This is a genomic window from Stutzerimonas tianxiuensis (genome assembly GCF_053470365.1).
Map to the genome: position 1 here is coordinate 229,349 of NZ_JBPVWS010000007.1, position 14,133 is coordinate 243,481.

Here is a 14,133-nt window from a genome sequence, read left to right on the forward strand (position 1 = left end):
GTTCCCGCGCGATTGGCCTCAGCAGGCGAATTCGGTCGAGTCAAGCGTTGCGTCTGCTTCCCAGGGCAAAGCGGGGCGCGTACGGACCAATTTCAGTCTCCCCTCCTGAAAGAGATACGTCTGCAACTTACGGAACCGTCGCACGTTGCCTCTCGGTTGATAGGTGACCACGAAGAATAACAAGGGAGCATGAGCATCCTCCCAGATAGCCCGCGTACGCTCGAGCGCCGTATCCAGTTGGGCTTCGCTGCAGTAGCCAACGAAAGTGCAGAACCGAGCGTCCTGAGAACGCTGGAGTAGCTTGTGGATTTCGTTGATGTCGGTGTTCGCATCCTCCCATTCCCATTCGACAAAGCTAAGGATGGAGTCGTCGCTAAAGCGCAGCACCGCATCGGTTCTACCGCCTTGCTCGAATAATGCCCGCGCACCAAGTAGGGTCGCACTTTGGCGGACAATCACGCCCAGGTGGATGGTCCAGTCCGCGCGGCCCGCTGTGTCATGCGTTTCGGTGACGGGAAAGTCGCGGTACCAGAGGCAGTTAAAAAGCGTCACGAAGTCTTGCACGATCTGATTCATGGATTACTTAGCCTATGGCTTGGAAATGAGGATCCTCGGCATTGAAGCGTGCGCGGCGAAGATACGCGTTGATGCGGACCTAGCGGCCGTACGGGATATCCAGCTCACGTTGCGTTTCGTTGAGGGTCGGCGAAGCGTTGCCGATCATGATGGATGCTGGCCACTACCTCATGCAGACCGGCATGCAGCAGGCTGGTCTCGGTGTCTTCCCTTAGCTGTGCCAGCCAGGGCGAGTCGCCGGAGAAATGGCCCCAGAACTCATGGTCTGCATCAAGCGGGTGTGGCTTGGCTTTCCACAGCAACTGGGGTATCAGCCCTTGGCAGAGACTAAGCCTGCGTAGATTTACTTGCGGCAAGACCGCGCGGCGCATGATTGCTCCGTGGGAATGTGCCACGGCCAGGATCTGCATCAGATGAAGGAGGCAAGGATAGTGGTCGAAGTGCGCACCCTCGGTCAGGTGGTAATAGCGGCTTAGATAATCGTCGCCGAGCTCGGAAAGCTCTTCAAGTACCACGGCGTAGTAGCTGGACGAGGCGGGCGTTATGGGCGAGGTGTCGCTGGTGAGTAGGTGGAGCTTATAGATGGCTCCGTCATCAGCGTGTTGGGCATGTTCTCTAAACCACGCCTGCAGTTCGCCAGGCCGCTTGTAGCTGTCAATCGGCGTATGCGCCTGCTCGGATGCTCCATCCAACCAGTCCGGATTCAGAGCGAAGAAACCGGCCACCCAATCTATGTGGGGCTGCTTGATGACCTTCTTGAGCTCGTCGGCGGTCGACAGCTCGAACTGCGTCAGTTGCAGATCGGAAGGCAGCAGGCGGTTGATCTGCGTTCGCTCGAAACCGTGGGCCTCGAATGCCTCCAGGACGCGAGCGGCTTGGCGGCGAGCCGGGTTGGCGCGGTTCTGTAGCCAGCTGACGAGTTGGCCAAAAGGCCCCAACAGCGAGTTTGCAGTTTGCAGCCATTCCATAAGCGTTCCTTGCGGCTGGAGTCCGTCGAGCCAGTGAATGTCGGAGAGGCGAGGGCGTGGAGTCGCCTCAGCCGAGCGATTCGTCAAAATAGTCGCTGTCGAGCCTTGGCACCTTGAAGAGCTGCGAGCTGACGCCGACCTCATGGTCGAGCATCAGGTTGACCAGGCGTTTGCCGTCGACCAGCACCAGCCCTTCGACCGAGCGCGCGAACTCCACCGCCTGGGCGGTGAAGCCCGATGTGGTCATGAACACGCCGCGCCGGGCCTTCTGCCCGGCCAGCGCGCCGTAGAAGGCCTGCAGTTCCGGACGGCCGACAGTGCTTTGCCAGCGTTTGGCCTGCACATAGACCTTTTCCAGCCCGAGCGCATCCAGCGATATCATCCCGTCGATGCCACCATCGCCGCTGCCGCCGACCTGCTGCAATGCCTGGCGGTTCGCGCCATAGCCCAAGCTGTGCAGCACGTCGAGCACGATATGCTCGAAGCGCGTTGGGCTGGCTTGCAGCAGGCTGTCCAGCAGATCACCGGCGACGCTGGTGCGCAGCTCGAGCAGCGCCTGATCCAGCCGCTCCTGTGGGCTGCTGGTGGCGATTTCAGCTTGGGTGATCAGCGCTTGTGTGTCGCTGCTCTCATCCAGCGAGGCGGCGTCCGGCGCCGGCTTCAGCTTCACGCTCATGTAGTTCATCGCCAGATGCTTGACCTGCTCAGGGCCCAGCGGTGCCTGGTTGCTTTGGGCGAAAGCAAGTCCGTCGCCCGTCAGTTTCCAGTAGCCATGCTTGGCGCTGCTGGAAAAACCGGCGCGCTTGAGCCGGTCATGCGCCCAGCCTGCACGGGTCTTGTAGGTGGCCTGGCCGCTGTTGGTGGTCTCCTGTCGCTGCGCCTCACTCAGGCCGAGCGCCTGGGCGGCCGCCTCGTGGGCCTCGCCCGCCGTAGCGCCCTCGGGGCGCGCGGCGAGAAAACGCAGGATGGGCTCGATGAACTGATCATAGGTCGGCACGGACATGTTCGTTCTCTTCCTGATGAGATGGCTTAGCCCGATGTAGCGGCCCGGCGACCGCGCTTGGCCTTGGGCGCAGCGGTGCGTTGTGCCTTGATGCGTTCCAGCAGCACGCTGGCCGGCTCGTCGTCTGGGTCCTGCGGCACCAGTTCACCACGGAAAGCCTTGGCTAGGATGCTCTGGGTCAGACGGTCGATGCGCGCCCGGGCGGTTTTGACGCGGGCTTCAAGCTGGTCGGCGAAGACGAAGAGTTGTTCGACGCGGTGGACGATTTCGGTTTGTTCCGCGATTGGAGGAAGCAGAAGCCGCAGCTCTTTCAAAGCAGGCATGTAGATCGTCTTTACTGTAGAGCCCTGGCCCGATTGCAAGAGGTGATCCCGACCAGCCATGAAGGAATACATCAAGTACTTTGGAAGAAGCTGGTCCTTGCATACCCAATTGGCGAAATGCTGCGTTGTTGCCATTGGTCGTCCCATGATGGTGACAAAGCCCACGGAGATATCTCGGGAAAAACAGACCGTTCCCTTTGGCAGGAGGCGTGCGCTAGAGTTTTCAATGCCGAGCATCGTCGGCATGTACTTAGTTTCGAGTATTTCCTTTCCGTCGGCTGCACGGATATCTTGCAGGCTAATCCAAGGAACGTCGCCGTTTTCCCAGTAACCAGGGACACTCTTCCTGGGCGTGTGGCCGGATTCAAGCTCGGCGAGACTCACCAGTTTTCCCCAGTCCCAACCGTTGGGAGCAACCCCTTGGTCCCGCTCAAAGAAAACTAGCGGCGGCTGCGACAAGGGGGAACTGGCGGCTCCACCTCGCCACTCCTCTGTCAACCGCCCGGAAACGGCGGCGGCGAGGACGGATTGGCGGAAGCGTTTGAGCAGCGCAGGTATGCCGTCGATGCGGGTTTTGAAGGTATCGACCTGGGCCAGCAGTTTATCGAGCTTTGCAGCGATTCGGGTTTGTTCAGCTAGCGGAGCTAAGAAAACAGGTAGCTTCTTGCTGTCCCCAAGCGCCAAAGTCATTCTCCCAGTACCTGTAGCCTTACTCCGAGAGTATTCAGCTACAAATGGGGAATTCATATAATGCTCAAGGTATTTTGACTGGACTATATTTCTATTAGGCTTTACTAGCCCTAAACCAACGAAAATGCTGAACTCATCATCCCAGTCTACGATTTTGGCGAAGCCAAGAGTCCCAATTCGAGGGAAAACTATGTCTCCTTTCTCTGGGTGGCAGCGTTTTATAAGTTCTGCGTGCTCTTCTTTTGCGATATAGCGCTCGTATACATTCCAATCAATTGGTTTGTATGGACGTATATTTTTGATAGAGATGAAGCGCACTCCAGATTCGAGGTAGTTTGGAGTTTTGTGTGTTCCATCGGTGACCTTCAAAGATATATCCTCTAGAGAGGCTATGATCCATCCCTCGGGAAGCTCACTCATCACCTGCCTCCTGAGCCACCGAAAGCCCCATTACCTCCGCCACCAACTGCTTCTGCGCCGCCACTTCATCCCCAGCTCCCAATGCTTTCATCAACTCTTCCAGCTCATGCAGGGCTTCGGTTAGCTCGGCCATGGCCTCACCGGCCAGTACTTCCGGGGCGGGCAGGTCAGCTGCATTCAAGCTATCGGCACCCTTCAGCCAGCTGATATCCAGCGAGTCGCCGCGCTCGCGGATCTGCTCGCGGGTAAACACACGGAAGCGGCTCAGCTCGCCAATGCCTTCAACGTTTTCAGAACGCGGGCTATGGCCGGACGAGTCATTCCCGTAGGCATCCTCAAAAGGTTTTAGGTGCTGCGCGCCAAAAGGGGTGCGCTTGCCGAAGCTGGGCATGTTGCTGCGCAGGTCATAGATCCATACGCGGCTGGTGCAGCGCTCTTCCTGGCGTGGATTGTCGGCCGTGCCTTTCTGGAAGAACAGCACGTTGGTCTTCACGCCCTGGGCGTAGAAGATGCCGGTGGGCAGGCGCAGGATGGTGTGCAGGTTGCACTTGTCCATCAGGTCGCGGCGCACGTCGGTGCCGACGCCGGCCTCGAACAAGACGTTGTCCGGCAGCACCACGGCGGCCCGCCCGCCGGGCTTGAGGCCGCGGTAGATGTGCTGGAGAAAGGCCAGCTGCTTGTTGCCGGTGCGGTAGGTGAGGTCGTCGCGGGTAGGCCCGCCGCCGCCCTTGGCGGTGCCGAATGGCGGATTGGAGAGGATCACGTCCACCTTGGGCAGGCTGGCGCCGGTCTGGCCGAGGGCGTTGCCCAGGTGCACCACGCCTTCTGCGTCGCCTTCCATGCCGTGCAGCAGGCAGTTCATCAGCGCCAGCCGGCGCGTGCCAGACACCAGTTCGACGCCCACGTAGGCGTCGGTACGCTGGAAGCGTCGGTCTTTTTCGTTCAGCTCGTAGAGGTCGTCGGTGTGCTGCTTGATGTAGGCATCGGCAGCGATAAGAAAGCCTGCGGTGCCGGCGGCCGGGTCCTGGATAGTTTCGCCTGGCTGCGGCTTGATGCAGCGGATGATGCTGTCGATCAGCGGGCGCGGGGTGAAGTACTGGCCGGCGCCGGATTTGGTCTCGCTGGCGTTCTTTTCCAGCAGACCTTCGTAGAGATCGCCGAGGCCGTCCTCGCGGGCGCTGAACCAGTCGATGCCGTCGAGGCTCTTGATCAGCTGCTCGAGGTGGCGCGGCTCCTTGAGGCGGGTCTGGGCATCGGCATAGATGGCGGCGATCAGCGGGTCTGGGTTCTTGCCCAGGTCCAGCAGCATCTGCCGGTAGTGGTCGAGCAGGTTGAGCCCGGACTTGCCGGCGAGATCCGGCCAGCGCGCGCCTTCGGGCAGCTTGTGGCCAAAGCTTTCGTTGTTCTGGACCTGCTCGTATTCCATCTTGATGAACAGCAGTAGCACCAGCTCGGTGACATAGTCGCTGTAGTTGATGCCGTCGTCGCGCAGGACGTCGCAGAGGTTCCAGAGCTTCTGGACGATGTCGGAATTGGTCATTGGGTACTCGCTCAAACAAGTATTTAGGTAGCAGGCGTCAGTGGGGCGCCTGCCAGAAGGTGTCGTCTTGCCAGTCCAGCGGAAAGCCCATGGCACGGAGGTCAACTTCGGGAAACTCGGCCAGCAGCTCATGCAGGCGCCGGTCCCAGCTGGTATGTGGGCTCGTCTGGCGCATTAAGTGATTGAGGATGGATAGGACTGGATACATGCGTTTGTGCGTACCTGTTTTCAGGTGCTCAGGCCACGCAAACCCGGGCTTTTCTGGCAGCTTGGGTCGAATGCCTAGTTCGCGATTCCACAGGCGAGCATGGTGGGCGCAGATGTTTCGGATGGTTGTCAGGGTGTGCAACCACGACTCCATCAGCGGTGCTACCAAATTCAGGCGCCGTGCAATGGCTTTACGATCAGAGTCGTGTGCAAGACCGGCATAGAGATGAGATAGGTCCCCGAGCGTTAGCTCTTCCACCATTGCCCAGCCAGGCATCAACTCCGGCTCTCTGTAGGTCAGTGGATAGTGGCGGGCATAGCTTTCGTGGGCGCGTTGCCGCTTCAGATGAGCCTTGCGATCGTCGTTGGAGAGTCGGTCGATGTTTTCGCATTCGCGCTCATAATCGCGCAAAGCGCGCTCCTGCTTTTCACGCACGGTATTGAGCAGGCGCTGATGATCATACTTGTGCTTAAAAACCCTAGCGTTCAAATACCAGTGAACACCTCGGCTAGGGCCCATGTGGTTACTAATGACCGCTCGGGCTGCGACTTCCACACGCTCGACAGCGTCCATCGTTAACAGGCGTAGGCGACGGTCAAAATCGTAGAGACGGGTCAGGTTGCGAAAGCCTGTACCGGAACGGAAGCCATGCTGTGGGTCGTCGACGAGCTGAAAGGGGCGCATGTACGGCGTCAAGCGGAAGAAGCTGACCGCTTCCAGGAAGTGCCGGGCGCGCGCTTCGTCTTGGATCTGCAAGCCGCGCGCCTTGAGCAGCGCGATCTGCTCGTCAATATCGATAGCGGGTTTGTCGAAGGTTCTCATGCGACAAAACCTACAGGCATAAAAAACCCGCTCAATTTGTGCGTAACTGCCGAGGCAGCCATAGGCATGGCGGGTGTATTGCGCGCAAGACTATTCATTACGGTCAGTTTTTGCAAGAGCCAGGGTTGAAAGCGATCACCGGTTTCAACTTGCTTGCGTCCATAGGTGGCCGTTGATCTCTTCCAAAACCACCGCGAGATGACCGCCGAGCATCTTGTCCAGCCGAGTGCTGCCGCCGTCATTTCTGAAGGCTTCGCCAATCTGTTTCTCGTCGATCACCACTTCGTGCACCAGCTGCTTGGCTAGGCGGTCCAGCCATTTGCGCTGGACCGGTGTCCACGGTTGCAGGGTGTAAATCTTCTGCATGGCTTTGGCAACGCGTTGCTCGAACGGCAGCAGGGCTTCGCCAAGAGCGGCGCGGCGAATGAAGCCCACGATGCTGGCAGCGATCTCCTGGTTGGTCTGGTTGCGCCAGGCGCTCTGCAGGTTCACCTCGCTGTAGCCGTGCCCGTCGAGCAGCAGGCGCACTTCGCGCAGTTGTTCGCGGGTCAGGTCCTGCGGGCGGTTGACCACCACGCCGAGCGCTACTGACTGGTTGAGCTGGTTCTTGATGAAGTCGTTGAAGCTTTCCAGGTAGTCGGCGGGCTTCTGGTTGGCGCCGTAGTTCTGCTCGCGGACCATCAACTCGTCCGTATGGGTGGAGATCACCGGGTAATTTTCCGATCCGAGCAGGGCATTGACCGTAGCGAGCTGCTCAAGTAGCTGGCTGTGCTGGCGAACGAACTGCGCGGCCTGCTGCGGGCCGAGCCCGTGCAGGTGCTGGTGGAGTTTGTCCGGCGCCACCCCCCAAGTCTCTTCCAGTTCGGCGAGCTTGTCTTTCAGGGTCGGCTTGCTCTCGGCCTTGTGGCTGGCCTTGCGCAGGATGCGCATGACCCGCTGGCTGAGCTGGTCGAGCACATCGTGCGCATGGCTGCTGTCTGGTTGGCTGCCGGGCGCGTCGAGGCTGGCCGGGTTGGTCAACTCGTTGACCAGCTGCTCTAGGCTGATGCTCGGATCTTTCACCAGGGGCTTCATGGTGTCCACTGGCTCAAGGCTGGCGTAGAGATCAACCGGGTCGTAGATCTGGAATACGGTTTTGCCGATCTCGTCGCAGCGGCGGGTGGCGCGGCCCTTCATCTGTTCATAGAGGATGCGTGAGCGCACCCGGCGCATGAAGACGATATGGCAGATGCGCGGCACGTCGATGCCGGTAGTGAGCAGGTCTACAGTGATGGCGATGCTCGGGTAGCGCTCGTTCTTGTACTGGCGGATCAGCTGTACAACCTTGTCACTCTGCCCGGTGATGATCTGCACGGCGGCCTGGTTGTAATCCTCTCCGTGGAACTCCTTGAAGGCTTCGTCGAGCAAATTCTTCACGCGCTCGGCGTGAGCTTGGTTGACGCAGAAGATCATCGCCTTTTCGTCGCCTAAAGGGTCGAGTTCTTGGGCTAGCTGCTCGCAAATCACCTTGTCGAAGCCGGGTGTAATTACGCGGCGGTTGAAAGATTCGATCTCGAAGTCGAGTTCGTCCTCCAGCTCGGCTACGTCGACCTCGCCGGTGCTTGTATCGATGACGCTGACGCTCTCGCCTTTTGCGAAGTGAATGCCGTTCTGGCTGAGCAGGGTCTGGTAGCGGATCGGCGGTTCATGGTCGATCAGCCAGTCGTCGGCCACAGCCTCGCGGTAGCTGTAGGTGAATATCGGGGCGCCGAAGACTTCGCTGGTGTGCTTGGCCGGCGTGGCGGTGAGGCCGATGCGGCAGGCGTCGAAATAGTCAAGCACGCGACGGTACTGCGAGAGGTATTGGCTGAAGTCACGCACCGCCAGCTCGCCTTCGGTCATCTCCTGGTCGAGTGTGTAACCACGGTGGGCTTCATCGACGATGATGCAGTCGAAGGCGTCGATGGGCGGCGGGTTGTCCGACTGGAAGATGCGCCGGACCATGGCCTGCACAGTTGCAACCTGGACGCGTGTTTCAGCCTCGGCGGCCATGTCGCCCAGTTCTTTGATGTCGTAGATTTGTGCCAGCGTGTGGTTCTGTTCAAGTGTTGCTTCGTTGAAGGCCTCGATGGCCTGCTGACCGAGAGCGCTGCGGTCGACAAGAAAGAGGATGCGTCGAAAGCGCTCGGCTTTCAGCAGGCGGTACATCAGGCCGATGATGGTGCGCGTCTTGCCGGTGCCCGTGGCCATGGCCAGCAGGCACTGGCGGCGGTTATTAGCCAGCGCCTGCTCGACGGCCTTAATAGCGTTTTCCTGATAGTCACGGAGCTTGAGGTAGGCGAAGCCTTCCTGCTGGAGTTTCGCCTCGGCCTCCTCGCGGCTGCGTTTGAGCAGGTCGCGCAGACCGTCAGGCGTGTGGAAGTCCTGTAGCGGCCGCCGCAGGTTGGCCGGGCTGCGTAGGTCACGGAACCAGATTCCGGACTGTTCGGCGAGCTGCTTGATGAAGGGTCGGCCGTTGCAGGCGAAGGCGAACGGGACATGGAAGTGGCTGTCCTGACCGTCAGCCCAGCCGGTTGCTGGTCCGGCTGGCTGCAGATCATTGGTGATGATCAGTTGGCGGGCATAGCGCTCGGCCTGAGGGATGCGGTCGGCAATGTTGATGCGCTTGCGTTTGGCTTCAACGATGGCGACCGGGGTGAGGCCAGCGAACAGCACGTAGTCAGCGTTTTGTTTCGGCTTGCTCGTCGGCCACTCGGCAATGGCTTTGTTCTTACCTTTTTCCGGGCGCGCCCCCTTGCCATAGGTAAGATCGAGAGAGTCGGCTTCCCATCCGGCATCGTTCAACTGCTGGTCAATGAGGATGCGGGTGAGGTCTTCGTTGAGGTCGAACTGACTGCTGGCCTGCTGAGTCTTGCGGGCAACCTGCTGTGCGGCCTGCGGCTGGTCCTCCAGCTGTTTGTGCAGCGTGTGAAGGCGCGCTTCGAAGTCGGCACGGGTCCTTTCCAGAGCTGCGTCGTGCTCCAGGGCAATCTGCTCATAGACGCGCGCTTCGTCGTGCATCTGTCCGGCGAGGCTGGCTTGCTCTTCCTTTTCTTGTGCAAGCAGCTCAGCTAGCTGATGGTTACTTTCTAGTTGCTGCCGACTGTCGCCAAGCTCGGCGCGCAGCTTCTCGATCTGCTCCTGCAGCTCTCGCAGCGGAGCACTTGGGTCAGAGGGGGTAATGAACGGGCCAGACTTGAAGCCGCTGCCGGCGTTGCCGAAAGACTGGTGATACCAGATAGCTAACGCGCGCGCGACCTTGAGACCGTCTAGCGCCTCGCGGTGCTGGGTACGAAATTCGTGGGTGGCCTTGTTGCCCTCAATGCGCAGGGTGTGGAACAGGTTGCGGATGTTGCCGTCGAGCTGAATTTCCCGACCCAGGCGGAAAAGCAGATCGGATTGGGAGGTGGTGGCATCGAACTCGATGCCGGCCCGCACTGCCAGATCCTGCGCCAACGCCTCTCCAAGCTGACGCAGCTTGATCAGCGTGGTGTTTGGGTCGCTGGCAAACACGCGCTCGGCCGTGTTGGCGAGCTGCAAGAAGACCGGGTCGTGCTCGTTGAGAAAGGCGAAGTTACTGCTTTCGGCCATGTTCCGTCCTTTGAAAGCGTTCCCGGCTATCCCGGATTCGGTCTGATATCAGGATGATGATGCCAGACGAACAACGCTGACGGTAACCACTGAACCGGTGAATGGCGCAGGAAGAAGTAGGAAACTTAGAAACTGATGCAGCTTGATCTATGCCTGAGGCGGCGCAGTATCGAAATGGTGCATTAGTTCAGTGTTGCCGTGAAACTTGGAGCATCACTTACCTGGTTGTTAAGGTGCATCAAGGTTGCTTTTCCCCGGACTGGCTCAAAGCAACCGGACGCACTAAAAAGGCTATACCTGCTCCAATGCACCGAACGCCACTGGACTGCAACGGCCGTCTCGGTTCGGGTACGGTACGGTAGGTGAAGCCGATGAGCTGCTATCGAACCCGCGAAGACTCAGTCTATCCCCGCCGGATCCACAATCGGCACGCTTAGATCGTAGACATCGAGCATCGAAGCATCGCGATGACCGCTCGCTTCTTGCTTGTCAGCCCTGTTGCCCAAGGTGTCGGTGATCCCCCTGCGTTTAAAATCGTGAAGGCCAAAGCGTTGCTCGGCCGTCATGATGCCCTTATCGATGGCCTGTTTCACCAGTCGCTGCCATGCAGTATCCAAACTCGTTTTTTTCAGTGCTCCGCCATGAGCAGCCACGATGATTCTGCGCTGATCAGGTCGGAGTGAGACTGGCATCTTCTTTCTTGACCAGATCGAGGCCCTTACTTCCTTGGCAGCATTCCACGCTGCTCGTAGGCGTGGCGTCCAGCGCACTATATTGTCGCGGCTGTTCTTGCGTCGGTTCGTGAGTACGCCCACGGGGGTCTCATTCGCGTCAGTCAAGGTTATCGTCTCGATTCCACGTAGACGGCACAGATATGTAATCTCCATGACGTACCAAAGGTAGGGAGCGCAGGCGCCCTTTTCCCCTCGCGCAAGTCTGCCTTGTTGCTGCGCAAACTTAATTATATTTGCCATTACGGTTGGCTCAGGAAGCCTTCGCTGTTTACGTTCCTTGGGCGCCTCAATGCCCTGGGCTGGGTTTGTTTCCACGTACCCGCGGTTGCGGCCCCATTGCATGAGAAGCCGGAGGTATCGAAGCGCATGCGCCGCTTTAGATGGTTTACCTTCCTCGGCGATTCGGTCAATCACGCGCTGGACTAGCGATGGAGTGAACTTACGAACAGCCAGCTCGCCTAGAGGTTTGCCTAGCTTGGTCGGTATGGCGATCAGAACATCGCGTGAGTAGCAGTAGCTCTCCTGTGTTTTCTTGGCCAGGCTTCTGAATTTCTGGCTCTGATGATACTGCTCGGCGAGATAGGCCAAACTGTCTCGGTCTACACCCGATCGTTCCTCCATCAGGCGATGCAGTTCTGATAGCGTGGTCTTTGGGCCGGCTAAATTCTTGCGGCGCTGTTTACCTCCTTCATCTGGATACAGCGTGTACCAGACACCCGAACCACGCGCATCATAGTAAATGCCACGTGGCAGGGAGCTCTGGTCAATGTGCTTTGGTATGTTCGGGTTGGGCTTACGCTGGCGGCCTCTCTTCATTAGAGGATCTCCGCGTCGTATAGCTCTGAGTGGCCAGCACCTGCTCCACCGGCGTAGTTGATCAGCGCAAGCGTCGTCCATAGCCCGTGCCGGCCATAGAAAAACCTGATGCCCTGCGCCTGTAACGAGCGTTCAATGTCAGAGCGCCGCTCATAGCCGGTGATCGCTCTAAGGGCTTCAAAGCCAACGAGGCCCGGTTGTAGCGACTGGGGGCCATTGGGTTTAGCTGTCGGCATGGCGTGTCTCCTGTTCAGTTGCCGACACCCATTTAATGTCACCGAGCTCTGTTTTTTTGGCGTTATCTCGCCACTTCTTTGTAAGTTTCGAAGATTCAAGGCTGTTGACATCGACATGCCGGTAGAGGGTTGTGCGTGAAACCCCGTAACGGGCAGCGACATCCATAACCCGAATATCCGGGTCGCGTAGCAGGGCTCGAATTTCCCGTATCTGCTGGGGATCCAAAGACGGTCGGCGGCCTCCTTTGCGCCCCCGGGCTCGGGCGGCAGCTAGACCCGCCCTGGTGCGTTCACGAATCAAGTTGCGCTCGAACTCGGCTAGAGCGGCAAACACGTGGAAGATCAGCCTGCCAGCGGCACTGCTGGTCTCAATTCGCTCCGTGATGGATTCGAAGCCAACCCCAACGGCGTCCAGCTGGCCAATGATGCGCACGAGGTCCGCCAGTGACCGCCCCAATCTATCGAGCCGCCATACCACAAGGGTATCGGCAGGGCGCAATGCCTTCAGGCAATGAGTAAGTTCCGGACGATGTGATGACCTGCCGCTAACAGTTTCCTCATAGACATCGCTGCACCCAGCCAAGGAAATAGCATCACGTTGAAGGTCGAGGTTTTGGTCGTCGGTTGACACTCGGGCATAACCAATCCGCTTTCCCATACGAATTTCCTGCATAGATATCGGTACGGGAAACTTGACACGGGAAGACGAAAACCCAAGCCCACAACGGGCGCTGGTGCGCTGTTACATAAACGACCGTTTTTGGTACTGCCAATATGGACGGTGCCTAGCAACACAGCAGATCTTTTCGTCGAGTAACGACGCTGTTGCCAAAACGGAGGGAGTGCGGCAACGGGAGGGCGTGGCGGGGAATACTGGGACAGATTTCTTATCTGACAAGAATGTGGTCGAATACCGAGCCAAATGAGCACCGGCGGTTGCCATCCTGATGCCTCCACTAATAGGAGGTGCCATGCCAAGCATTCAGTTGTTGTCCGAAACAGAACTAGATCAGCTCAACTATCAAATGTACGGTGCAAGCATGGAAATCGCCAAGGCGTATCTGGCTAGCATCAGCGCAGTGATCCGCAGTCCGATCACTGAGCGAGAGCTGTATACACATCTGTTGATCAGCGTACGAGTTCATTCCCCAGGTTCATGGTCCGCGAGCTGGTGCAAAAAAGTGCCGGTGATGGACACTCCCCAGTCGAAACGCACCGTAGAAGGGCTGCGAAAGAACGCGCGGATACCCTCAGGGCGCTACGTCACCCGGGAGCTGCCCAAGGGTAATGGGGACCGTTATCCGAATTCCACCTTCAAGGCTCTGCCAATAGAGGTGCGAGATATCGCCATCTACTACGAGGGATTGTTGGCGAAATTGCGCCGTGCAGCCAAAGACAATCGCGCCATGAAAAAAGCAGAGTTTTATTGCCTGGAGCGTGGAGCAAAGGCGTTGGCTGAATGCACGACCTCGATAGAACGATGCCGGCAGGTGCTCGCGGACGTGGAGGCGCAAGGACTACGCGACCTCAAGCCGCTGACTAATCTGGTTAGCCGCAGCCAAGAACTCGCCTAAACGCAGTCTTACGGTTCACACCAACACCCCGCGACCCATTACGCACCGGTTAAACCTGCTGCGTAGTGCCATGATCCTCATGCGTAGTAATTTATGGTCAGCTACGCAGCCAACCTCTACGCAGAGGTGCTCAAAACAAGGGTAGAAGCTGTGAGGCCCAGAAGCCACGGGGCCTCCAGCGCATTGCCATGCTACTACGCACGCCGGCCTAGTTTGCGTAGTGTGCAAAAAAGCGCGACCTTCATCCTTAGAGATATTAAAGGGAACGGATTTTTCTACCTCTGGACGCTACGCACCAGCCTGTACCGTAGAAGTGAAAAGAGGCATTAGGAAGAAGTAACTACCCCGTGTCGCGCAGCGGATGATTGCGGCGATGCCAGGGCAGGCGAGAGTGGATAAGTTGGCGCGTAGCGTCTGTAAGACTGCCAGCAATGCATCAGGTTTACTCTGCCAGGATTGATTCAGCTTCTCCCGCAGCAGCTGCCAATTTAGCGATGCTGATCGAGTAGAGCATGGGGCTCTGATGGAGGGCTGCTCCCGGCCCAGAGTGTGTAAAAACGTCTGATCAAACCCTTGCTATGATTTCGAGGATTTCATCGTAAGGGTCGACCATG

Annotated in this window: 11 protein-coding genes; 1 reads left to right on the plus strand and 10 read right to left on the minus strand. The window is 58.4% G+C overall.

What is annotated here, in order from left to right; genetic code table 11:
* Nucleotides 1-18: 18 nt before the first annotated feature.
* The 10 genes from ACSSNI_RS11550 to ACSSNI_RS11595 all read right to left on the minus strand — a co-directional run bounded on the left by ACSSNI_RS11550 (nucleotide 19) and on the right by ACSSNI_RS11595 (nucleotide 12,603).
* Nucleotides 19-576, minus strand: a complete 558-nt coding sequence (locus tag ACSSNI_RS11550; RefSeq protein ID WP_200640123.1) for a hypothetical protein — start codon at nucleotides 574-576, stop codon at nucleotides 19-21.
* A gap of 104 nt (nucleotides 577-680) precedes the next feature.
* Nucleotides 681-1,544: a hypothetical protein gene (locus tag ACSSNI_RS11555; RefSeq protein ID WP_200640122.1), complete on the minus strand. Its 864-nt coding sequence runs from the start codon at nucleotides 1,542-1,544 to the stop codon at nucleotides 681-683.
* A gap of 67 nt (nucleotides 1,545-1,611) precedes the next feature.
* Nucleotides 1,612-2,547 (minus strand): restriction endonuclease, encoded by a 936-nt coding sequence (locus ACSSNI_RS11560; RefSeq protein ID WP_200640121.1) that lies wholly within the window; start codon nucleotides 2,545-2,547, stop codon nucleotides 1,612-1,614.
* A gap of 26 nt (nucleotides 2,548-2,573) precedes the next feature.
* The gene (locus tag ACSSNI_RS11565; protein ID WP_200640120.1) at nucleotides 2,574-3,980 is read right to left on the minus strand and encodes a restriction endonuclease subunit S; all 1,407 of its coding nucleotides are present in this window, start codon (nucleotides 3,978-3,980) and stop codon (nucleotides 2,574-2,576) included.
* Complete coding sequence (locus ACSSNI_RS11570; protein WP_200640119.1) at nucleotides 3,973-5,520, minus strand: class I SAM-dependent DNA methyltransferase; 1,548 nt, start codon at nucleotides 5,518-5,520, stop codon at nucleotides 3,973-3,975. The genes ACSSNI_RS11565 and ACSSNI_RS11570 overlap by 8 nt, the downstream gene beginning before the upstream one ends.
* Before the next feature lie 37 nt (nucleotides 5,521-5,557).
* Complete coding sequence (locus tag ACSSNI_RS11575; protein ID WP_200640118.1) at nucleotides 5,558-6,550, minus strand: Abi family protein; 993 nt, start codon at nucleotides 6,548-6,550, stop codon at nucleotides 5,558-5,560.
* A gap of 144 nt (nucleotides 6,551-6,694) precedes the next feature.
* Nucleotides 6,695-10,159 carry a type I restriction-modification system endonuclease gene (hsdR, locus tag ACSSNI_RS11580; protein WP_448259344.1) on the minus strand — a complete coding sequence of 1,155 codons (3,465 nt, stop codon included), beginning with the start codon at nucleotides 10,157-10,159 and terminating at the stop codon, nucleotides 6,695-6,697.
* A 398-nt stretch (nucleotides 10,160-10,557) separates the two neighbouring features.
* Entirely contained in the window at nucleotides 10,558-11,709 is a 1,152-nt protein-coding gene (locus ACSSNI_RS11585; protein WP_200640117.1) for a site-specific integrase, read from the minus strand.
* Nucleotides 11,709-11,945: a DUF4224 domain-containing protein gene (locus ACSSNI_RS11590; protein WP_200640116.1), complete on the minus strand. Its 237-nt coding sequence runs from the start codon at nucleotides 11,943-11,945 to the stop codon at nucleotides 11,709-11,711. Before ACSSNI_RS11590 ends, ACSSNI_RS11585 begins: the two co-directional genes overlap by 1 nt.
* On the minus strand, nucleotides 11,932-12,603 hold the full coding sequence (locus ACSSNI_RS11595; protein ID WP_200640115.1) for a recombinase family protein: 672 nt from the start codon (nucleotides 12,601-12,603) through the stop codon (nucleotides 11,932-11,934). The genes ACSSNI_RS11590 and ACSSNI_RS11595 overlap by 14 nt, the downstream gene beginning before the upstream one ends.
* A gap of 313 nt (nucleotides 12,604-12,916) precedes the next feature.
* Between ACSSNI_RS11595 and ACSSNI_RS11600 the strand changes: the two genes are divergently transcribed.
* The gene (locus ACSSNI_RS11600; protein WP_200640114.1) at nucleotides 12,917-13,519 is read left to right on the plus strand and encodes a hypothetical protein; all 603 of its coding nucleotides are present in this window, start codon (nucleotides 12,917-12,919) and stop codon (nucleotides 13,517-13,519) included.
* Nucleotides 13,520-14,133 lie beyond the last annotated feature (614 nt).

Bases quoted from the DNA above. Each gene is read 5' to 3' on its own strand.
- ACSSNI_RS11550 (WP_200640123.1), bottom strand. From the start codon at position 576: ATGAATCAGATCGTGCAAGACTTCGTGACGCTTTTTAACTGCCTCTGG.
- ACSSNI_RS11555 (WP_200640122.1), bottom strand. From the start codon at position 1,544: ATGGAATGGCTGCAAACTGCAAACTCGCTGTTGGGGCCTTTTGGCCAA.
- ACSSNI_RS11560 (WP_200640121.1), bottom strand. From the start codon at position 2,547: ATGTCCGTGCCGACCTATGATCAGTTCATCGAGCCCATCCTGCGTTTT.
- ACSSNI_RS11565 (WP_200640120.1), bottom strand. From the start codon at position 3,980: ATGAGTGAGCTTCCCGAGGGATGGATCATAGCCTCTCTAGAGGATATA.
- ACSSNI_RS11570 (WP_200640119.1), bottom strand. From the start codon at position 5,520: ATGACCAATTCCGACATCGTCCAGAAGCTCTGGAACCTCTGCGACGTC.
- ACSSNI_RS11575 (WP_200640118.1), bottom strand. From the start codon at position 6,550: ATGAGAACCTTCGACAAACCCGCTATCGATATTGACGAGCAGATCGCG.
- hsdR (WP_448259344.1), bottom strand. From the start codon at position 10,159: ATGGCCGAAAGCAGTAACTTCGCCTTTCTCAACGAGCACGACCCGGTC.
- ACSSNI_RS11585 (WP_200640117.1), bottom strand. From the start codon at position 11,709: ATGAAGAGAGGCCGCCAGCGTAAGCCCAACCCGAACATACCAAAGCAC.
- ACSSNI_RS11590 (WP_200640116.1), bottom strand. From the start codon at position 11,945: ATGCCGACAGCTAAACCCAATGGCCCCCAGTCGCTACAACCGGGCCTC.
- ACSSNI_RS11595 (WP_200640115.1), bottom strand. From the start codon at position 12,603: ATGGGAAAGCGGATTGGTTATGCCCGAGTGTCAACCGACGACCAAAAC.
- ACSSNI_RS11600 (WP_200640114.1), top strand. From the start codon at position 12,917: ATGCCAAGCATTCAGTTGTTGTCCGAAACAGAACTAGATCAGCTCAAC.